Origin of the sequence: Spirosoma endophyticum (assembly GCF_900112365.1) — a bacterium.
Taxonomy (GTDB): Bacteria; Bacteroidota; Bacteroidia; order Cytophagales; family Spirosomataceae; genus Spirosoma; species Spirosoma endophyticum.
Map to the genome: position 1 here is coordinate 135,010 of NZ_FOLQ01000013.1, position 19,713 is coordinate 154,722.

Genomic DNA, 19,713 nt, shown 5'->3' on the forward strand with positions numbered 1-19,713 from the left:
GCCCTGATGAAGTTTCATCAGGGCCTTTCAGTTAAAGCGATTTAGAGATAATGCACCGTGCTGTTTGTGCCATGCGTTGTCAGGTTAATTTCGCGGATGCCGACGCAATGATTGTCAACCGTAAATTCGGGTGTATCCTGCTTCATCTGGTAAAAGGTCGAGGGAGTGACCAATACCAGCAGATTACTACGCTGTATAACCTTTTCGACATGGTAATGTCCACAGACAACTGTAATATGGCAAGTCGACTCCTCTACCAGCTCCAGAAATTCATCGCTTTGCCGGAATGGATAATGTGAATCCATAAAGGCCACATCCGCAGGAATGGGCGGATGGTGCATAACGATCAATACGTTGGTGTCACGTAGCGCCTTCATATAATCACGGAACCAGGTCCATTGCTCATCGGAGAACTCTCCTTTAGCCGAATCCAGAAACAGTACCGGGCGGCCCTCCAGCGGCAATGCGTAATACAACTCGCCCTGATTCAAGTCGTGCGTCAATTTGAACACCTCGGCGATGAGCGCCGAATCGTCGTGATTGCCCGAAACAATATAGTACGGCAACGGCAATTTATCCAACTGCACTTTCACCCACTCATACACGGCCCGGTCGCCACCGGTGCTGCAAAAATCTCCGCCAATGATCAAGCAGTTCGGCTTCAGTTCGGTCAGGAAAGCTAATGCATTCAGGAAGTTCTGGCGAACATCAACGCCCTGTGGCTTCTCATTTTCGGCACCAATGTGAATGTCGGTTATAAACGCTATTCTCATTTCGTTTTCGCTTCGTTCCAGTATACATCCATTTCGGCTAGTGTCATGTCGCTCAGGAGTTTACCATTAGCGCGGGCTTGCTCTTCGATATACTGAAAGCGTTTAATAAACTTTTTATTGGTGCGTTCGAGCGCCGTTTCGGGATTTATATCAATAAAGCGGGCGTAGTTAACGAGCGAGAACAGCAAATCACCAAACTCGCCTTCGGCCTTATCCACATCAATCGCCCCGGCAACACCATCCAACCCGTTATCAATGTCAAATTCAGCTTTGAATTCCTGCATTTCCTCCTCCACTTTCGCCCACACCTGCTCTTTCTCATCCCAGTCGAAGCCCGCACCCCGCGCTTTTTCCTGAATCCGCATGGCCTTCACCAGGGCGGGCAAGGCACCCGGCACCCCACCCAACACCGACTTGTTGCCTTCTTTGAGTTTCAACTGTTCCCAATTGGCTTTAACCTGCTCTTCAGTTTCGGCGACAACGTTGCCATAAATGTGAGGATGGCGGCTGATCAGCTTGTCGCACACGCTATTCAATACGTCGGCTATATCGAACCGGGCAGTCGCACTGGGACCCGACGTATCATTACTGGCTTCAGATGCGATTTTAGCATAAAAAACCAGGTGTAACTGAATGTCACCCAGTTCTTTGCGAATTTCGGGGAGATTGTTCTCCAGAATGGCGTCGGAGAGTTCGTAGGTTTCTTCGATTGTGAGGTGACGCAGGCTTTCCAGGGTTTGTTTGCGATCCCAGGGGCACTGTTCACGCAACTCGTCCATAATGGTCAGCAGTCTGTCAAAAGCCGTCAGTTGTTCCTGACGACGGGGAGTCAATTGGTCGAACGTCATGACGTAAAGCTACGCACAAAACACGTACCCGAAATCGATTGAAACGTCTCAATCTGGCAGTTTGTCTCTCAGAAAAGCAGAAGTTGAGGAAGAAAATGCCTCACGGGATCAGAAAAGTGTAATGCCCACTGCGTTCTCTGCCGGTTCCGAAGTGCTGTAATGGACAAACAGTCTATGAAATTGCTGACAGGAATCACTACGAGCCATTGGGCAACCAGTTTACATCATTTTTGAGCGGATACGGTCTTACGCCAGGTCTGGAGCTGGTTTAGTAGCTGCTGGCGAACCGCTGGTAACGTATCGGCTAAATCGGTTTGCTCACCAGGATCTTCGACCAGATTAAAGAGCTGTACTTGAGGCTTATCGAAGTACTCAATCAACTTAAAAGCACCACTCCGAATGGCCCCGGCTGATCGGCCACCCAGAAAATGAGGCTTGGGAAGTGGATAATGCCAGTAGAGGGTTCGGACAGAAAGTTTCGCACTTCCTTTTAATACCGGTGCGATACTGACTCCATCAAGTACCAGCTCTTTAGTGGGTTTTATGGCGGCAAGTTCCAGTAACGTGGGATAAATGTCCAACGTATTGATCACCTGTGCAGAAACCCCACCCGGCTTTATGTGGCCCGGCCAATACGCAATAAACGGCTCCCGAATTCCACCTTCGTACAACTCCGATTTGCCGCCACGCAACGGCGCATTCGACGTTACGTTCAATTCTCCCCCATTGTCGGACGTAAACAAAATCAGGGTGTTCTTACTCAATCCAAGTTCGTTGATCGTGTTGACAATCTGCCCAACCCCATCGTCTATACTTTCCAGCATGGCGGCTAATTCGGGGTTGTTCTGCCTGGAACCAGCGCCGGGCTTATTCTGATACTTCGCTACCTTGTCGGGCTTCCCGGCGAGTTTGGTATGCACCGCGTAATGGGATACATACAGAAAAAATGGTTTAGTCTGATTGCGTTTGATAAAATCAACTGCTTCTGCATTCAGTCGATCCGTCAGGTATTCGCCGGTGGTTTTGGCTTCGACGTCCGGCATAAAAAAGTAGGGATGCGTATAATCTCCGTTAGCGATATAGCCTGTTTCGGAGCAGATCACCTCATCCCAGCCGTGTTTAGCGGGCTCGCCTTTTTTCCGGGTGTAATCGCCGGTCAAATGCCATTTGCCAATCAATCCCGAATGATAGCCCGCTTTCGTCAATTGCTCGTTAAGGGTAACGTAGTCCGGCGACAGATACTTTTCATCGTTAGCATCCAGGTAATCCGTAATGCCTACACGCGCCGGATGCTGTCCGGTCATCAGGGCAATGCGGGTAGGCGTACAAACGGGGGCGGTGGCATAGGCCTGCGTAAAACGCATACCTCCCGCAGCTAATTGATTCAGGTTAGGCGTTTCATTAAAGCGCGGTCCGTCGTTAGGGTTTCCATAGCAGCCTAATTCGCTCCAACCCAGGTCATCGGCCAGAATGATAATGATGTTCGGTGGGGTGCTGGATCTCGCGCTTTGGGCGAAGCCAGTTACTATCCAGCCACAAAAAAAGAGCGTGTAAATGAGTCTTGTCATTGGCTTTAATAACTACCGATGGAATGAGTTCAGCTAAAGCCCTACCGCAAGCCAGCCGATCCCCAGGCCATAGTAAGCAAATACCCAAATAGAATTACTTCCATACTTAGCTGGACAAGGCCCCGCAGCCGCAAACCAGCGATGGCCACGAGTACGGTTCCCACCAGTATGCCTATCGCCCCGATCCGAAAGAACGTACCGCCAGCGTCGGTTTGGTTAGCGAACTGAAATAAAATGTAAGCACTACCCAGGTATTCGATGGCCCCGCCCAGGTTGTGAATCTGCTGTCTGGCACTGCCTGATGAAGGGGAACCGACATCACAGGGAAAGAAAGCGGCTGTGGCATAACCGGTACCTACGCAAACGGCCAGCGCTGACCAAAGCATAGGGGAGCTTAACCAGGCAATCAAAAAGAGTAACAAGCCGACGGGTAAAAATAAGCCATAACTAACGCGCCGGGACAACGTACTACCGATCTCGCCTAACTCACTGATTGTATCGGAGAGGTGGCTATAGTTCGCCTTTTTCCGACCGAAGTAAAAAATGCCGACAAACAAATACAAAGCCGTAAAACTCGTTAGTAGGAGAAGCATTTTCCCTTTCTGGTAGATCTGTGACGACAAGGTTATCGCCAGAAATATGCATCGGTGTTCTGGGAAATCGTACGCGTTTTTTAATGACGGATTTTTTTAAGGGTTCAATGGAAAAATCACGACTTGTTGCTTAACCCAATAGAATCAAAAACGTACCAGATTATCCTGAACAGGGAGTTGAATAAAACTATCGGTTGACCACTGAACCGTTAAAGGCAATCCGGCATCGCGGATCGTCTCCTGGCTTACGTCCTTTCCCGTTCCATAATTGATCTGGGCAAAAGGATTTTTATCAATATTCAACACCACGAGCAACCGGCTACCTTTCCTTAGCTGGCGACTGACCAGCCTCGTCTTCGAAAAAGGAATCGTTTCCATAACACCAGACTTTAATAGATTTCGGTGGCTGGCATCCCTGGCGTAACTGGCCCTGCCCAAAAAGTAGGACAATGCGACATACTCGCCCTGCGGTGTCACCTCATAAAGCACCACCCCAATGTCCATATCTTTTTTATTGATGATCGCCTTCAATTCTCCCGAAAACATCCCGTTAATTGAAATCTCATGATCAACCGGCTCGCTGATAAAAAATAAGCCATTGCTCCGGTTTAGTACGTTCCGGATGATCGGGTCTGGATAATAATCGTTGTTAGACGTACTACGGTCGGCCAGGTCAACTTCCTGTTTAAGCGATCGGGGCACGTTAGGTTTTTGTCTGGCCAGTCGATAGTTGTCCCCTTCTTTTTGGTCCGTCAGATACAGTTTTAAATGGGTATTGCTCATTTTTGCGATGGATGGAGCGTGTCGCCACACATTGGCTCCCATTACCTCGTAATTAATCCGGTCTTTCAATAACGCCGGTTTTGGGCCACCCTTCAATACGTAATCCAGCCAGTCGAACGTGATTATCTTCGTATTGATTAACGCTACGGAGTCCACCGAATAACCACGCAATACGGGCACGCCCCCCTTTTGCGCGCCAAAGTGGTCATACGGGCCAATGATCAGGTAATGTTCGGCATCGGGCCGGTATTTGTAGTGCTCCCTAACGTAGTGCATGGCCGAAATCTGTCCGTCATCATAATAGCCCGTAATGCTCAGCACCGGAATCGTGATTTTCGAAAAGTCATTTCCGTAAGGTACCATGCGTTGCCAGTACGCATCGTAGTCAGGATGCTTCAGCCATTTCTGCAGCCACGGATTGGGCGTGCCGTCGATGCTGTCGATCCTGTTATACGCGACACCCGTCTCATACCACCTATTGCGCATCCGTCGCCACCGCTGATTGTCATTATTCATCTCATTATCAACGTACTTGTTGTTAGTCACGTAAAAAGCCCACTGACAATTGGCGTTCAGGAATACGTTGTTTTCCATCGGCAAACCCTGCCCCGGAATGGCCGCTACGTAGGGCACGATTGTTTTCAGCGCCGGGTGCAGGTACTTCGTTGCTGCCCATTGCGCGAAACCGGAATAACTGCCTCCATACATACCCACCTTCCCATTGCTCCAGGGTTGCTGAACGATCCAGTCGATCACCGAATTCACATCCCTGGCTTCATGTTCATAAGGAGCCACTGGATCAGGACTTAGGCGTTTGCCCCTCGTGTCGGCAACCACCCCTACATACCCTCGTGCGGCCGCGTATTTTGCTTCCGCCAAACTTCGGGCCGTATTGGAATACATAAAATAGAGTAACGCCGTGGGCTGCGGAGTTGTAAGTCCCCGTTTACGAACGACCACGGCCGACAACATAGCACCATCTTTCGTTTTGATCAGTACGCTATCTTCGATGATAAACTGGCGTTCATCTTCTGCCAGCCTGAGACTATCGGCCCTAGTTATACTTATAACCTGCTGTGCGGGGGATACGGTGGTCCAGAAAAGGCATAGCAATCCCAGCATGAGTTTTTCCATCATGTCATTTTTCAGTTTACAAATTGACTTAGATTTTCCCCGTCTTTTTTAGTTGAACCGATTGCCGTTGCGACACCTTCAGGGTTTGTCCTGAGTTCAGCGTAATTGTCAGGCGGCCATGCTCGGTCGTGTTAATCGTTTGAATAAAATTCGTATTGACCACCTGCGCCCTGTTGATGCAGATGAACATCGCGTCGTCCAGTGTTTTTACCAGTTGGTTCAGCGAACGTTTTAGCCAGGCATTTTTCCCCTCATAAAATAGCCGGGCGTAGTTGTCCATCGATTCGACCAGATAGACTTTTTCCCAACGGATGAAATGATATTGATCCCGGTCTTTCACAAAAATTTGCCTGCTTTGGATAGAAAGAGCCGCTTTCCCATTCAGCTTGGCAATGGCCTGCGCGAACCGTTCGGCTCTGATCGGTTTCAGCAGGTAATCCAACGCACTCACCTCAAACGCTTTTACGGCGTACTGGTCAAAGGCCGTCGTGAAAATGACTTCCGGTACGTCCTCCAAACTCTGCAATAAATCAAATCCACTACGTTCCGGCATTTGGATATCTAAAAACAGCAGGTCGGGGTGAATATCCTCGATAAGTTGTTGTGCTTCATCGGCGTTTTTTGCCTCGCCAACCAACTCCATCTCGGGAAAACCGGCGATCAATCGCTTGAGCTCCATGCGGGCATAACGCTCATCATCAATGATTAACACACGTATCTTTTTCATGCGTTCGGGATACGTAGTGTGGCAGAAACAATTCCTTCCGGCTCATTTGTTACGTTCAAACTGGCTTTATCGGTAAATGTCAGTTGCAATCGTTCGGCTAGATTGGCCAGCCCTAAACCGCTTACCGGTATACGCGCATCGAGACGACCGGGATTTTGAATCCTAATCTGGATAAATTCCTCCTGCCTGGAAATCTGAATATGGACCAATCCACCGGCCTTCGTCGTGGCTATTCCGTGCTTAAGTGCGTTCTCCACCAACGTTTGAATCGACAGGCGCAGGATACGTACCGATGCCAGCGTATCGTCCATGTCGATCTGATACGTTAATCGTTCTTCAAAGCGAAGTTTTTCCAGTTCCAGATAGTCCCTGACCAGCCCAAGCTCCTCTTTAACCGAAATAAGCACGTCATCCCCCGCGTATAGTCCGGTTCGCAACAGATCCGACAGCAAATCAATAGCCCGCCTGGCCGAATCCGGCTCATCGACCACCAGCGCTTTGATCGTATTGAGTGAGTTGAACAGCAAATGCGGGTTAAGTTGGGTAGAAAGATTACTCAAACGGGCATCCCTGGTCATGATTTCCAGCCGGGCATTCTCTCGTGTCGACTTGACCTCCCGTTGTGCGTAGTGGTACAAATGATAGGCGAGCAGCCATATTGACATCAACCGAATGCCCGCCATAAACAGCGTTACGCCATTAAGCTGAATAAATTGATAACCATTTAGTTGAGGACCGGTGTCGAACCAAACTTGGAACAAAAGGATTTTAGCCGCTGTCACCACCAGATAGATGAACCCCAGCACAAAAGCAGCCGGAATAATCCGCTTCAGCAACGGGTTGATTTCCAGATCCGTCCAGTGATGACGCCGGGCAAAATTCCGATACAGATGCGTAATCAGGCTATAAACAGCGACATCCGTCACAAATTGAAGGATGCCTACTGCCACATTGAACCGCCCACCCGAAATCCCGGTGTACCCCCAATAAAGGGCGGCCAGTGACCAACCGGCCAACTGGCATTTCCAGTAAAGGGACAATCGATTTTTCAAGGGCGTTTCGGCGTATAGTTTTATCAAAGCAACATAATCTGTACCCACTGATAAAATAAAGTACAGGAACGTAGCATTTTGGGGGATAAACGTCAGACATGGGTAACCCTGCTACGTTGCTATTATCTAAAAATAGCGTGCCTATCCAGACTCGACTAGTGCTCTACCAAGGTAAACCTATAAGGCTTGCTCTACAACTTAAGGCTGTGTATCACCAAATGAGATAAAGTTTAGAAGCTTTTTATAGCTTTTCAATGAGGTTCAATTATTTAACAGCCCCGGTGGTCCGACCCGATTAAATTGAAAAGCTTAAGCACTCTTGGCCATCCTCATAAAAATATTTTTGTCCCTTTGCTTGACTGATAGTCTTTTCATTCACTTACTTTGCAATACAAAGTACTTTTATACATGAATCAAGCACTGACATCCTCCTATCATTCACCTTTGCCATTTACCCGGAATAGCCAGTCTGGCAAAGGTCTGCGTGCATTGACGCTGTTGACATTAACCGGGTTAACCTTAGTAACAGCCCGAGGCTTACTAACAGGCAACTGGTGGTTCTTCATCATGCTGAACTGGAATCTGGCGCTGGCCTGGTTTCCGCTAGGTGTCGTGCTGGTTCTGCGTGATCTGCGCACCAGCACCGCCGAACGACCAGCCTTTAGCAGCAAGTGGCTATTAGTGAGCGCTTTGCTTGTCTGGCTGGCGTTTTTACCCAACGCACCCTACATCATTACGGATCTATATCACATAAAAAGTATCGAGCAGTCATTACTTTGGTTCGATACCATGGCGATATTCCTGTATGCGCTAACGGGCTTGCTGACAGGCTTATATTCTACATTGATCGCTCATCGAATGCTACGTCCGCTGGTGGGGAATTGGCGAACCTGGGTGCTGATGCTGAGCAGTCAGATCCTGTCGGGGTTTGGCATTTATCTGGGTCGGGTTGGCCGGTGGAACAGTTGGGACGTACTGACTAATCCCTCATCGCTGACACTGGCGGTTGCCCGTGCCTACCAGGATCATTTAAGTGTGAAACTCACCCTGGCCTACGGTTTCGTACTGGTCGTTATGTACGTCGCGTTTTACTGGTATGTTGAGCACGAGAGCGAGTAACATACCCCCATTCACACTATGTTTGCCGAATGATTGACTTCCGTAAAGTCCTGCGTAGTTTTCGTTTTGCCGGTCAGGGCATTATTGACTTATTTCGCTACGAGAATAACGCCAAAGTGCACCTCTTACTGGCTATTCTGGTCGTTGCCGCTGGCGCTTATCTGGAGTTAAGCCGTACGGAATGGGCCATTATTCTAACGCAGATCGGACTGGTTTGGGCCGCCGAGGCCTTCAATACAGCCATCGAAAAGTTATGTGATTTTGTGTCGCCCGGTCTGCATCCACAAATCAAAGCGATTAAAGACATATCGTCTGGTGCGGTGCTCATTCTGGCCATCACCGCCGTTGTAATTGGCCTGATTATCCTTGGTGGCCATTTACTGGCACTAGCTCAATAAATTTCGTATGAACTACCTATTCACCCGTTCACTTATTCACCCTTTTGCTCTTTAGATCTATGCACGAATCGCGCGAACACCTGCAAACGCTGACGGAAATCCGTAGCCTGATGGAACGCTCTTCCAAATTCCTGTCGCTCAGCGGCTTATCGGGTGTCTCGGCGGGTATAATTGCCCTGGCAGGAGCCGTCAGTGTGTATATGCGAACGCAACTAGGCCTGTTTACGCCCATTCGTGATTACCAGTTAACCCCCACGGATGTACATCATCAGGATGTCAGAGAGTTTTTGGTGAAAGTGGCCGTTACGGTTTTAGTACTGGCCCTTCTATCTGGCATGTATTTCACCGTCCGCAGAGCCCGACGCCATGGACAAACTGTCTGGAACAAGTCGTCGCAGCGTTTGCTGTGGGCGTTGCTTGTCCCCTTGGCAACGGGTGGCGTATTTTGCCTCGCCTTATTGCATTATAACCTGATCTGGCTGGCGTTTCCGGCAACGCTTATTTTTTATGGACTGTCGCTACTTAACGGCAGTAAATACACCCTTCGTGATGTCGAATCATTAGCTTACTGCGAAATTGGGCTAGGGTTGATATCCTTATTCTGGCCGGGCTACAACCTGCTTACCTGGGGTCTTGGGTTCGGCGTCCTGCACATTGTCTATGGGTTGGCGATGTATTTCAAATATGAACGTACTACCGCATGAAGAACGACCTGCTCGCTCAGTTCAACAAAGCCTTTGAAAGCAAAGCGCGGCTAAGCATCATGTCGGTCCTGATGGTCAATGAGTTCATGAGTTTCAACGCCCTAAAAGAACTACTCGGCCTGACCGATGGCAACCTCGCCACGCACCTGCGGGCGCTGGAAGAGTCGGGCTACGTTGCCGTACAAAAACAGTTCATCGGCCGAAAACCCAATACCACCTATTCGGCAACCACGGCTGGGCAGCAAGCCTTTACGGACCACCTGAACGCGCTGGAGGCTTTTATCAAGAATTTGTAGCGTAGCTGCAAGGCCATATTACCGTATTGATTGCCCAGTGATGGACAGCTCATTACACGTGCTTTTTAGTTTATTTTCACTTTGTAAAACAAAGTACTTTTCATGAAAACAGACATCCAGGAATCCTACCTCCGGCCCGAAGCCGACGTACCCGTTGGTCAACCCAGCGAAATCGGGAATGCACTACCACCCTCTCCCCGCTCGCGTTTGCTGGAGCCATTTCGTGATTCAATTTTTGGTATTGGTCTATTGCTGCTACTGATATCAGTCAGCGTATTTTTTCTGTATGATCTGCTAAGCGATCCACGCCAGAAAGTCGAAAACAACGCTATCCTGATAATGCTCCATTACGGCATTGCGCTGACATTTTCGCTGATTTTATGGACGAATGGGTTTCTGAAAAATCAGGGAATCAGAGATGGCAGCGGTCGACCAACCCGGTGGCTGGGTTTGCTGATCTGGCTCATCAGCGCCTATGCTCTAAACCGCGAAATGGCCGTCTTTCAGCAATCCACCGAATGGCTCTGCTGGGCGCTGGTGATCGTTGGTACAGCGATGGTACTGTATGCCTGGAAAGATGGACTGTCGATACGTGTCCAGCAACTATTGTATGCTGTGTTGGCCTTCGGATGGTGGCTGTTTGCCTACATGGCTCTGTATATCGTTGGTCTATACCCGGTTAGCTTTCCCCTTATGATCGGGTTAGGATTGTCAGCCCATACGTTTGTGCCCTTGGCTTTTGCCATTTCGTTGGGCAAGGTACTCTGGCAGGATTCGCGTCAGGAAGAACACCTGAGGCTCGGCGTTTATGCTGGATTGATGATACCGATCCTCGCTGTTGGCATCTTTTTGTCGGGCTGGATCGGTGACGTAACCCGCATCGAACAAACCCGGCAGGAAGCTAGCCTTCGAAAAACCAGTGATCTGCCCGACTGGGTGCTGATTGCGCAGCAACTCAAACTCGGCTGGATCACCAATCGGTTATTACTGAGCAATCGGGTATACGATCTGGGGCGTTTTCTGGGAGGCATGGATTGGGACCTGGGCGGTTTAACAGCACTTGACGATGTTCGGCAACATGATCCTTTGGTTGTCATGGCGTCAAACTTATTTCCGGCTGATGTTTTGCCCGATGCAGACCAGCTTTCGCTCATAAAAACGGTTCTGGCCGAACGGCACAGCACCGTGGAAAAATTCTGGACCGGCCGCCATCTGACCACGGAGGACGTAGTGTCGCAGGTACGTATCTGGCCACAATTCCGGCTGAGCTATACCGAACAAACCATTCGGATTCGCAATCAGGCACGTGGACGTACAGAAGAAGCGTTACTGACATTCCATTTGCCAGCGGGATCGGTCGTATCATCCATGTCGTTATGGGTAAACGGCAAAGAAGAATCCGCCCGGCTAACAACTGTTGCCAAAGCGGATACGGCCTATCGAACCGTTGTGGGCGTTGAATCGCGTGTGGCTGCCCGCGACCCGTCGGTAGTGTTCTGGCAGGAAGGAAATCGCGTAACCGTACGTGTGTTTCCCTGCCAGGCAGGCGCAGATCGGCGCGTGAAAGTTGGTATTACGTCACCGTTGCGGTTCGAAAACAGTACGTTAGTCTATCAGAATCCAACCCTAGAGGGACCTACCAGTAGTTCAGCAGATGAGCTGATTTCAATTGACTTCACATCGGCGCCAACCGCTTTAGAAACACCCTGGTTGCTTGAAAAATCGACCGGCAGCACCATCACGCACCGCGGCCGTTATGATCCCAGCTGGACGCTGCGATTCGATGCCCCTCCCCTATCAGCAGAGCCGTTTGTGCTCGATGGCCGATCGTATCAACTGGAAGCTTATCAACCAACGCTTGAGTCGTTCACCCCAACCGATGTGTTTTTGGACGTGAATGCCGAATGGAGCCGATTTGAATTTGAAATGGCGGTGGAAGCGGCCAAACAACGTCAACTTCCCGCCTGGGTCTTTGCCGATGGATTGCAACGAATCAATACCCAGAATCTCGATGCGCTCTACGACCAGTTAACCCGTCAGTCGTTCAGTCTGTTTCCGGTTTACCGAATTGCCAACCCTGCCACGGCGTTATTGATCACAAAAGGATCGCCTTCGTCGCCAATTCTGTCGGATTTGAAAGGCAGCCAGTTCGCCGAATCGTTCGACCGCCTGAGCGAGCAGACAGCATCCATCCGCACGTTTTGCCTAAGCCCGGAATTATCACCTTACCTTAAAACGCTGGCCGAACTGCGCGTTTTGACCGTAGCAAACGGAACGTCCGACGATTTGACCAAGCTTCTGACAACCACCCGGCAATTTCCGAAACAACCGGACAGGCAGGATCGAATTGTTCTGGCAGATGCGCAGGTGGCTATTCGCGAACGTCAGGCACAGGATGTGAAAGCGTCCCTTGCGCCTGATCATCTGGCACGGTTGTTCACCTACAATCACCTGTTGCAGCAAATAGGACGTCATTATTTTAGTCCGAATTACCAGACTGACGCCCTGATTCAGGAAGCCCAGCATGCACACGTCGTATCCCCTCTATCGAGTTTAGTGGTGCTCGAAACCGTAGCGGATTATGATCGATTCGGTATCAAAAAAGACACGTCGGGCCTGGGCAATGCGACACTGAAAGAAGAGGGTGCCGTGCCAGAACCGCACGAATGGGCGTTGCTGGTCATGGTTTTGGGATTACTTGGCTGGCTATACTGGAGAAAGCGCTATGCCTTCAATTGACCTGACAACACTCCTTTCGTTCGCCTTGCTGGTTTTCGCCTGGTGGCCGGGGAGCACCGGACGAAATCGCTGGACTGGCCGACTGCTGGCATTGGTATTGCTGTCGCCGGGGCTGCGTTACTTTTCGGCTTTGTTCACGTTCCCAATCCGGCTGCAATTAAGCGCCTGGGCTGCCAGTCTGCTACGTATCCTGGGCATGAACGTGCAGGCCGACGGCAATAGCCTTATCAATAATAGCCCAGCAACCGGCCCTATCGAGATGTCGGTAGACCCAGCCTGCATGGGCCTGCAAATGACTGGCGTATCACTTCTGGCGGGCTTGTTTGTCCTGATCTGGCACGAACGGGAGACTAGGACGCAGGTATCCTTTGGCTGGGTTTGTGCCTTTGGGGTAAGCGTTTTCGGCCTGACGATTGTCTGTAATTTGTTCCGGATTGTGCTTTTGGTTGCCTTTGGCGCCATGCCCGATACATGGGCGCATGAAGGCATCGGGTTAGGCTGCGTTGCGGCATACGGCTGGCTCCCCACCTGGAGGCTGGCCCGGCTGCTGGTTCAGCGGACAGGGTGCGACGACGTAGTGGTTGAAAAATCGGGTGCTACGTTGACATCAATGGGTTGGGGCGTTGGCTTGCTGGCCGTTGGCCTGAGTATTATGGCTTTTGCAGCCCGTCCCAACAAACCCATGAAGAACCTTTGCAATTTGGCGCAGATCGCGGCTTCGGGTTGGCAGCAATACGGAGCAGACTGTCAATGCAAAACCCTCTCGAATGGATTCGTGCAACTGGCCAAGCCGGGCGTCCTGATCTACCTCAAACCACAACCCGACTGGTTCAGCGCCGACCATAGTCCAACGGCCTGCTGGCGAGGCAGTGGTTACGAGCTTCGGCGCGTTCATGAAACGATGCTGGACGGTCACCCGGCCTACGTTGGCGAATTGCGCAAAAAGAACAAAATTCTTCATACGGCCTGGTGGTTCAGCAACGGGAACATCAACACGACCAGCCAGATAACGATGCGCTGGCAAATGCTACGTAGTGAGCCTGCCTTTGTGCTGGTGAATGTAACGCTGGAGAAGAAGCAAACCGCTTTATTTTCAAAATAATGACCTCATTCGATCGCAAGACCGGCTGTAATAAAAACCTTACGTCATGAAAGTAAAATTCATATTACCAGCCTTAGCGGAAGCAGAAAGCCCATTTTGGAGACCAATAAAATATTCCTTATTTCCTCCTCTTGGACTTGCCACGTTAGCGGCCTATCTATCCCCCGATGACGAGATTACTTTGCAAGATCAACATGTAGAAGAGCTTACGTTTAATGACACACCCGATCTCGTCATTATTCAGGTTTATATTACGAATGCGTACCGAGCCTATAAAATTGCGGATCACTATAGACGTATAGGTGCTTACGTTTTACTTGGCGGTCTTCATGTTACGTCCTTACCAGACGAAGCCGCAATCCATGCAGACACTATATTTTTGGGGCCGGGAGAAGAAACCTTTCCCCGATTCCTTAGAGACTTTGCGAACAAATCTCCTAAAAAAATATATAGTTCTGCGATTAGAACACTGGACAAAATACCGCCAATAAAGCGAGATCTGATTAAAAGAAACCGTTATCTGGTCCCAAACTCAATTGTCGTTACAAGAGGTTGTCCACATCATTGCAATTTCTGTTATAAAGACGCTTTCTTCGAAGGTGGCAAAACATTCTATACGCAACTTGTTGATGACGCCTTAGCCGAAATAGACCGACTTCCCGGAAGACATTTGTATTTCCTTGACGATCATTTGTTAGGCAACACGAAATTCGCGAGCGAGTTATTTGAAGGCATGAAAGGCATGAACCGTGTTTTTCAGGGTGCCGCCACTATTGACTCTATACTGCGAGGGAATTTAATTGAAAAAGCAGCAGAAGCCGGTTTACGGAGCCTGTTCGTAGGTTTTGAAACGTTCTCGCCAGTCAATTTAAAGCAAAGCAATAAAAAACAGAACCTGGAAAAAGATTATGGCAAGGCCGTAAATCGACTACACTCGCTGGGAATAATGATTAACGGAAGCTTCGTTTTTGGTCTTGATGAAGATGATAGCGATGTTTTCAAACGAACCGTTGAATGGGGTGTCGAAAATTCAATTACAACATCCACATACCATATTCTTACGCCTTATCCCGGCACAAAACTTTACAAGGATATGGAGAATCAAAATCGCATTCTGACAAGAAATTGGGATTTATATGACACTCGGAATGTGGTTTATAAAACAACAAATCTCACCGCAGATGAACTAAAAAACGGCTACGATTGGGCATATAAAGAATTCTACAGCTGGTCAAATATTATCAAGTCAAGTTTTAAACACGATTCGAACAGGCATAAATTAAAACATCTGTTCTATTCGGGAGGATGGAAAAAATTTGAGCCTGTCTGGAATTTTCTGATTAAAACAAAAAGCCTGAATAATATGCTGCCTGTCTTAGAATCTATTCTATCAAAAATCAAAACAACAGACGCGCAACTCCCACCAGCAGAAGTTAAAAATCAAAGTCAACAGTTATTCAGCGATTAGCTAGTGAACGTAACGCTGGATAAGGAAAGTATTCAGTAAATCAGACCATGCCGGGTTGGCTTCCTTTATTAGCAGTGCCGATGAGGATTTACTACGTAGCAAAAAGGCCATTGGGATCACCAATGGCCTTTTTTATAGTAACTAATTCACTCGGCATGTAATCACTTTGCCGTAAAATCTGAATCTTTCAACCCTTTATTCACCTTAACATTATCGACCGACATGGTCATGGGTCCACGGGGCGATTGCTGATTTATGGTCATCGGAAACTTGATACCACCCGTGTCTTTATAATCCGAATAGACCATTGTCGAAGTCATTTCGCCCTGCGGTGACTTGTTCGTCACGACCGACTGCACTTTCAGCCCCGTTGCTACGTCGAAATTATCAGTCCAGGTGGTCGCGCCATCAGCGGTCATATGGCTCAGTTTGTAAGTATCCTTGCCATCCACTTTCTCCGGTCCGACCAGCGTTGTTTTTACGCCATTTTCGGCATAATGCAGTTCCGGGAACAGCGTATTCATTACGGTCATCTGTTGCGCAGCCGGCCCTTCCAAGGTGCGGCTCCCCTGCATACCACCCATCACGACCGTTGACCCATCGCCGGTTTGCTTCATCACTTCCATACCGTTCGCATTGATGACCATCGAGAATTTGTTGGGCAGCTTCTGCTTACGGGTAACAATGATGGCATTGCCGTTCATATCCGACGACATACTCGTCGTCATATCGGTCACTTTCATTAGGGCCTCTTTCCCGCCAATAGCGGCAATATACTTGTCCATCACTTCCTCAGCCGTTGGGGTCGACTGAGCCAGAACCAGCCGCCCAAACGCAACCAGCAGCCATACGAATGTTAGTATTTTTTTCATGATTTCCAGCGAACGTTTTTTTTCAAATGTAACGTATCAGTTATACAACGACAAGGTGTTTTACTAAGCAATTATACTCTATTGAATCAAGGCAAATTCGGCCAGATAAACCACCGCTCCAGCTACGTATCCGATCAGCGCCAGCCAGCTGATTTTACGCAGATACCAGCCGAATTCCAGCTTCTCCATGCCCATGACGGCTACGCCCGCTGCCGACCCTATCAATAAGATACTGCCCCCCGTACCGGCGCAATAGGCCAGAAACTCCCATAGTTTAGCATCCGTCGGATACGTTTGCAGGTCATACATACCCATGGCAGCCGCAACGATCGGTACGTTATCGACCACCGCCGATACGATCCCAATCAGCAGTACAATAACGTCCAGATTACCAACCGACTGATTTAGCGACTCGGCCAAGGCACGTAGTACACCCGTTGATTCCAGGGCGCCAACCGCCAGCAGAATGCCCAGGAAAAACAGAATACTCGACGTATCAATCCGGCTCAAGGCATAGGCCGCCGTAAATTTCTGCCGTTCGGCTTCATCTTTGTCACTGTGCAGCACCTCGGAAACGACCCAGATTACACCCAGCACCAGCAACATGCCCATATAGGGAGGTAAATGGGTGACCGTTTTGAAAATGGGGACAAACAGCATACCACCGAGCCCGGTCGCCAGCATGATCCGTCGCTCACGTCGGGCCATTGGCGTTACGTAGGGACGGCTAATACCTTTGGTAGCGGTTGACGTAGCGGGCAGCGTTTCAGATTTATACATACGAGTCAACAGCATAAGTGGAACCAGCATCGACACCAGGCTGGGCAGCAAAAGCGTACGGATAATGTTAGTGGTTGTAACCTGCTCACCAATCCAGAGCATCGTTGTGGTTACGTCGCCAATGGGCGACCAGGCACCGCCTGCATTGGATGCTACAATGATCATACCGGCTACAATACGTCGTTGCTCTGCATTCCGAATCAATTTGCGCGCTACGGATACCATCACGATGGCCGTCGTGAGGTTATCCAACAGCGCCGATAAAACGAACGCCAGCAGACTAATGATCCAGAGTAAGGTGCGGATATTTCGGCTGGCAACTCGGTCGGTGATCAGCGTGAAACCGTCGTGAACATCAATCAGCTCCACTACGGTCATAGCCCCCATCAGGAAGAACAGAATTTCGGCCGTTTGTGCTAGATGCTCACCGAGGTGATGCATGACGGATTCTGTATGGGCATCAAAAAGTGCATAGGCCGTCCAGCAAACTACGCCCGTAATGAGCGCCGTAGCTGTTTTATTGATCTTGATCGGGTGTTCGAGCGTAATGAGCAAATACCCGACAACGAAGAAACTAATCAGCAAAAAGGTCATACGATAAACTGGTCAACTCGGCAGCGAATGAATAAATTTGTCCACCTTCTTGCTAGAGGAAAGCTGGACTTACAAAATAAGCCCTATACAAGTCATTACTAATCTCCCCTTAGTGGCTGTAAAAGAACAATTTTAAGCGTTGAAGCATATAGTTGAGATATGTTTATTATACAGTTGTTCAGTAGAATACTGTCCCTTTGGTGTATGCTAAGATAAAAATCTTAATGTTCGAAGGTACAAATGAAAGCTACCCTCCGTGAGAAGCCGATCAACGACGGGCGGAAAAGCCTGTATTTAGACTTTTATCCATCGATCCCTCACCCTGAACCGGGAACATCTACGCGCCGGGAATTCCTTAGCCTATATGTATCTGAGAAGGCACGTGGTGATCTGGAGCGCAAACATAACAAAGAGACCGGCTATTGAGTGAGACTATTTGCGCTCAGCGTCAGCCTGCCATTCAGAGTGAGCACTACGGCTTTTTGAAAAATCGGCGCCCAGTGCGGACTTTCTGGATTGGTTTAAAGTGCAGGCCGAAGAGAAAAAGCGGGGGGCTGATGCTGGTAGACGTACCCTATGGACATGTACATACAAACACCTGGAATACTTCAGTGGTAGTACGTTATTAGCCAGCGACTTGACCGAAGGTTTTTGCCCGTAAAGGAAACGCAGCGTGAGTTTGTAACAATGGCCGAACTTCAGTCACTTGCCAAGGCTGATTGCGACCTGGATGAACTAAACGAGCGGCCTTGTTTTCGGCCCTCACCGGACTTCGCTACAGCGATATTGCTAAACTCACATGGTCGGAAGTGTTTAGCGACGCCAGCGAGCACTCGCTACGGTTCACTCAAAAGAAAACCGAAGGTGTCGAAACCTTGCCCATATCTGAGTTAGCTTGTGGGCTCTTAGGGGAACGAATGGCAGGATCTGAAAAGGTATTCCCTAATCTGTCTTATTCGTCCTGGCAGAATTTAAAGCTGCAACAGTGGTGTCTACGCGCTGGCATATCCCGAACCATTAAGTTTCACGCCTTCCGCCATACGTTCGCTACACTACAACTCTCGTTGGGCACGGACCTCTACACCATTTCCAAGATGCTTGGCCATCGGGACATTAGCACGACTCAGATTTATGCCAAGGTGGTCGATAAGTCCAAGCGTGAAGCTGCTGACAAGATTAAACTGACCCTTTAAAAAGTGACAGCAGTGGATTGTCCATATATTACATTTCCGCTGTATCGAAGAATGCTATCAAAAAGTCATATAAACAGTAGTTGGATAAACTGTCAATAACGGTCAGGTACCATAGGCGTAAGGGCCTGGGTTTGGATGGTTCCGTTCGGATACACTGTCACGGCGTTCTGGATCGCTGTATTACCCAGAGACCACTGATTACTGCCTACCAGATGGTCGTCAATGCTGGCAATGACCTTAGCATTGACCGCTGATGCCAAGTAACGCATAAACTTGACGCCCTGCCCGTTCGGATTACCCGTATACTTACCCGACTTTTTGACTCTTCCGGGTTGCAGCATATCCACATGGACGGTCGTCTCACTGGCGATGGCACAGGAATGCAGCTCGACCCGGCCAGCCGAATCGAAGCACCCCCGTAATGTCCACCATTCATAGATGTTGTCCTCGGTATAGACTTTGCCCAGAAAAAAGGCCCCACTATCGCCATGGGCGACAATCCGCAGGATGTGGATTTTATTGGGGCCAATCTGTTGCTTGATCCACTGCACAATGTCGCCCGCTGACATGGCAAAGGGGACGAGCAGTTTGTAGGTTGTCATATGATTCACCCTCTTGCCGTCATCTTTTTGAAACAGGGTAGCGAAGTTCTTGTCGACCTTGTCGAATAGGTGTACGGATACGGATTCAAATTCAGCCATACGAATCGGGAATTACATGGTTTAGCATCGTTATCTTCAGATGAACCGCCCCAGCCTAGCCAGAACGACAGCCCGGCCTGAGCAGATCAGAACCCGCAACCGGTACGGGTAGAGTAATCGGGTTGGATGCGGTCATATAAAGATCTTCACCAAGTAAATGAATCGAACCATTGGAGCCTTTAAGTATTTATTCTATGGTTGATACACCCCGACTTTTATTCATCCATATCGCTCATTAGTATCGCGTTGCCGAGTCATGAATACAATTT

20 protein-coding genes are annotated in these 19,713 nt (G+C 49.2%); 10 read left to right on the plus strand and 10 right to left on the minus strand.

Annotated elements, in window-relative coordinates; all coding sequences use genetic code 11:
• Positions 1 to 41: 41 nt before the first annotated feature.
• The 7 genes from BM202_RS25460 to BM202_RS25490 form a co-directional block, all read right to left on the minus strand.
• Positions 42 to 773: a metallophosphoesterase family protein gene (locus BM202_RS25460; RefSeq protein ID WP_093831465.1), complete on the minus strand. Its 732-nt coding sequence runs from the start codon at positions 771 to 773 to the stop codon at positions 42 to 44.
• The gene (gene mazG, locus BM202_RS25465) at positions 770 to 1,621 is read right to left on the minus strand and encodes a nucleoside triphosphate pyrophosphohydrolase (protein ID WP_093831467.1); all 852 of its coding nucleotides are present in this window, start codon (positions 1,619 to 1,621) and stop codon (positions 770 to 772) included. The genes BM202_RS25460 and mazG overlap by 4 nt, the downstream gene beginning before the upstream one ends.
• A 224-nt stretch (positions 1,622 to 1,845) precedes the next feature.
• Positions 1,846 to 3,189, minus strand: a complete 1,344-nt coding sequence (locus BM202_RS25470; RefSeq protein ID WP_093831469.1) for a sulfatase — start codon at positions 3,187 to 3,189, stop codon at positions 1,846 to 1,848.
• A 41-nt stretch (positions 3,190 to 3,230) separates the two neighbouring features.
• On the minus strand, positions 3,231 to 3,782 hold the full coding sequence (locus tag BM202_RS25475; protein ID WP_093831471.1) for a DUF998 domain-containing protein: 552 nt from the start codon (positions 3,780 to 3,782) through the stop codon (positions 3,231 to 3,233).
• Positions 3,783 to 3,926: 144 nt separating this feature from the next.
• A complete protein-coding gene (locus tag BM202_RS25480) occupies positions 3,927 to 5,702 on the minus strand; it encodes a CocE/NonD family hydrolase (protein ID WP_093831473.1) in 1,776 nt (591 codons plus the stop codon).
• Between the two features lie 25 nt (positions 5,703 to 5,727).
• The gene (locus BM202_RS25485; protein ID WP_093831475.1) at positions 5,728 to 6,426 is read right to left on the minus strand and encodes a LytR/AlgR family response regulator transcription factor; all 699 of its coding nucleotides are present in this window, start codon (positions 6,424 to 6,426) and stop codon (positions 5,728 to 5,730) included.
• Positions 6,423 to 7,478 carry a sensor histidine kinase gene (locus BM202_RS25490; RefSeq protein WP_177236676.1) on the minus strand — a complete coding sequence of 352 codons (1,056 nt, stop codon included), beginning with the start codon at positions 7,476 to 7,478 and terminating at the stop codon, positions 6,423 to 6,425. Before BM202_RS25490 ends, BM202_RS25485 begins: the two co-directional genes overlap by 4 nt.
• A 408-nt stretch (positions 7,479 to 7,886) precedes the next feature.
• Between BM202_RS25490 and BM202_RS25495 the strand changes: the two genes are divergently transcribed.
• The 7 genes from BM202_RS25495 to BM202_RS25525 all read left to right on the plus strand — a co-directional run bounded on the left by BM202_RS25495 (position 7,887) and on the right by BM202_RS25525 (position 15,304).
• On the plus strand, positions 7,887 to 8,597 hold the full coding sequence (locus BM202_RS25495) for a DUF1361 domain-containing protein (RefSeq protein ID WP_093831479.1): 711 nt from the start codon (positions 7,887 to 7,889) through the stop codon (positions 8,595 to 8,597).
• A 29-nt stretch (positions 8,598 to 8,626) separates the two neighbouring features.
• Positions 8,627 to 8,995: a diacylglycerol kinase family protein gene (locus BM202_RS25500; RefSeq protein WP_093831481.1), complete on the plus strand. Its 369-nt coding sequence runs from the start codon at positions 8,627 to 8,629 to the stop codon at positions 8,993 to 8,995.
• A gap of 59 nt (positions 8,996 to 9,054) precedes the next feature.
• Entirely contained in the window at positions 9,055 to 9,699 is a 645-nt protein-coding gene (locus BM202_RS25505; RefSeq protein ID WP_093831483.1) for a hypothetical protein, read from the plus strand.
• Positions 9,696 to 9,995 (plus strand): winged helix-turn-helix domain-containing protein, encoded by a 300-nt coding sequence (locus BM202_RS25510; RefSeq protein ID WP_093831485.1) that lies wholly within the window; start codon positions 9,696 to 9,698, stop codon positions 9,993 to 9,995. Before BM202_RS25505 ends, BM202_RS25510 begins: the two co-directional genes overlap by 4 nt.
• A gap of 102 nt (positions 9,996 to 10,097) precedes the next feature.
• On the plus strand, positions 10,098 to 12,734 hold the full coding sequence (locus tag BM202_RS25515) for an XrtN system VIT domain-containing protein (RefSeq protein WP_093831487.1): 2,637 nt from the start codon (positions 10,098 to 10,100) through the stop codon (positions 12,732 to 12,734).
• Entirely contained in the window at positions 12,721 to 13,836 is a 1,116-nt protein-coding gene (xrtN, locus tag BM202_RS25520) for an exosortase N (protein WP_093831489.1), read from the plus strand. The genes BM202_RS25515 and xrtN overlap by 14 nt, the downstream gene beginning before the upstream one ends.
• A 46-nt stretch (positions 13,837 to 13,882) precedes the next feature.
• A complete protein-coding gene (locus BM202_RS25525; protein WP_093831491.1) occupies positions 13,883 to 15,304 on the plus strand; it encodes a B12-binding domain-containing radical SAM protein in 1,422 nt (473 codons plus the stop codon).
• A gap of 161 nt (positions 15,305 to 15,465) precedes the next feature.
• On the opposite strand, the gene BM202_RS25530 is transcribed toward BM202_RS25525, so the two are convergent.
• Together BM202_RS25530 and nhaD are read right to left on the minus strand one after the other, a co-directional pair.
• Complete coding sequence (locus BM202_RS25530; RefSeq protein ID WP_093831493.1) at positions 15,466 to 16,176, minus strand: LolA-like protein; 711 nt, start codon at positions 16,174 to 16,176, stop codon at positions 15,466 to 15,468.
• 78 nt (positions 16,177 to 16,254) lie between these two features.
• Entirely contained in the window at positions 16,255 to 17,550 is a 1,296-nt protein-coding gene (gene nhaD, locus BM202_RS25535; protein ID WP_093831495.1) for a sodium:proton antiporter NhaD, read from the minus strand.
• Between the two features lie 240 nt (positions 17,551 to 17,790).
• Here nhaD and BM202_RS25540 point away from each other — a divergent pair, with 240 nt between their 5' ends.
• The 3 genes from BM202_RS25540 (at position 17,791) to BM202_RS25550 (ending at position 18,743) form a co-directional block, all read left to right on the plus strand.
• The gene (locus BM202_RS25540; RefSeq protein WP_093831497.1) at positions 17,791 to 17,976 is read left to right on the plus strand and encodes a hypothetical protein; all 186 of its coding nucleotides are present in this window, start codon (positions 17,791 to 17,793) and stop codon (positions 17,974 to 17,976) included.
• Positions 17,977 to 18,076: 100 nt separating this feature from the next.
• Positions 18,077 to 18,211 (plus strand): hypothetical protein, encoded by a 135-nt coding sequence (locus BM202_RS39100; protein WP_177236677.1) that lies wholly within the window; start codon positions 18,077 to 18,079, stop codon positions 18,209 to 18,211.
• Positions 18,212 to 18,299: 88 nt separating this feature from the next.
• Complete coding sequence (locus tag BM202_RS25550; protein WP_245776782.1) at positions 18,300 to 18,743, plus strand: site-specific integrase; 444 nt, start codon at positions 18,300 to 18,302, stop codon at positions 18,741 to 18,743.
• Between the two features lie 92 nt (positions 18,744 to 18,835).
• Here BM202_RS25550 and BM202_RS25555 read toward each other — a convergent pair whose 3' ends face one another.
• Positions 18,836 to 19,444, minus strand: a complete 609-nt coding sequence (locus tag BM202_RS25555; RefSeq protein WP_093831501.1) for a hypothetical protein — start codon at positions 19,442 to 19,444, stop codon at positions 18,836 to 18,838.
• Between the last annotated feature and the right edge of the window lie 269 nt (positions 19,445 to 19,713).

What these genes read in the sequence shown, in the direction of transcription:
- BM202_RS25515 (WP_093831487.1), top strand. Translation starts at nt 10,098, where the DNA reads ATGAAAACAGACATCCAGGAATCCTACCTCCGGCCCGAAGCCGACGTA.
- BM202_RS25485 (WP_093831475.1), bottom strand. Translation starts at nt 6,426, where the DNA reads ATGAAAAAGATACGTGTGTTAATCATTGATGATGAGCGTTATGCCCGC.
- BM202_RS25540 (WP_093831497.1), top strand. Translation starts at nt 17,791, where the DNA reads ATGAAAGCTACCCTCCGTGAGAAGCCGATCAACGACGGGCGGAAAAGC.
- mazG (WP_093831467.1), bottom strand. Translation starts at nt 1,621, where the DNA reads ATGACGTTCGACCAATTGACTCCCCGTCGTCAGGAACAACTGACGGCT.
- BM202_RS25460 (WP_093831465.1), bottom strand. Translation starts at nt 773, where the DNA reads ATGAGAATAGCGTTTATAACCGACATTCACATTGGTGCCGAAAATGAG.
- BM202_RS25480 (WP_093831473.1), bottom strand. Translation starts at nt 5,702, where the DNA reads ATGATGGAAAAACTCATGCTGGGATTGCTATGCCTTTTCTGGACCACC.
- BM202_RS25505 (WP_093831483.1), top strand. Translation starts at nt 9,055, where the DNA reads ATGCACGAATCGCGCGAACACCTGCAAACGCTGACGGAAATCCGTAGC.
- xrtN (WP_093831489.1), top strand. Translation starts at nt 12,721, where the DNA reads ATGCCTTCAATTGACCTGACAACACTCCTTTCGTTCGCCTTGCTGGTT.
- BM202_RS25495 (WP_093831479.1), top strand. Translation starts at nt 7,887, where the DNA reads ATGAATCAAGCACTGACATCCTCCTATCATTCACCTTTGCCATTTACC.
- BM202_RS25525 (WP_093831491.1), top strand. Translation starts at nt 13,883, where the DNA reads ATGAAAGTAAAATTCATATTACCAGCCTTAGCGGAAGCAGAAAGCCCA.
- nhaD (WP_093831495.1), bottom strand. Translation starts at nt 17,550, where the DNA reads ATGACCTTTTTGCTGATTAGTTTCTTCGTTGTCGGGTATTTGCTCATT.
- BM202_RS25500 (WP_093831481.1), top strand. Translation starts at nt 8,627, where the DNA reads ATGATTGACTTCCGTAAAGTCCTGCGTAGTTTTCGTTTTGCCGGTCAG.
- BM202_RS25470 (WP_093831469.1), bottom strand. Translation starts at nt 3,189, where the DNA reads ATGACAAGACTCATTTACACGCTCTTTTTTTGTGGCTGGATAGTAACT.
- BM202_RS25530 (WP_093831493.1), bottom strand. Translation starts at nt 16,176, where the DNA reads ATGAAAAAAATACTAACATTCGTATGGCTGCTGGTTGCGTTTGGGCGG.
- BM202_RS25510 (WP_093831485.1), top strand. Translation starts at nt 9,696, where the DNA reads ATGAAGAACGACCTGCTCGCTCAGTTCAACAAAGCCTTTGAAAGCAAA.
- BM202_RS25475 (WP_093831471.1), bottom strand. Translation starts at nt 3,782, where the DNA reads ATGCTTCTCCTACTAACGAGTTTTACGGCTTTGTATTTGTTTGTCGGC.
- BM202_RS25555 (WP_093831501.1), bottom strand. Translation starts at nt 19,444, where the DNA reads ATGGCTGAATTTGAATCCGTATCCGTACACCTATTCGACAAGGTCGAC.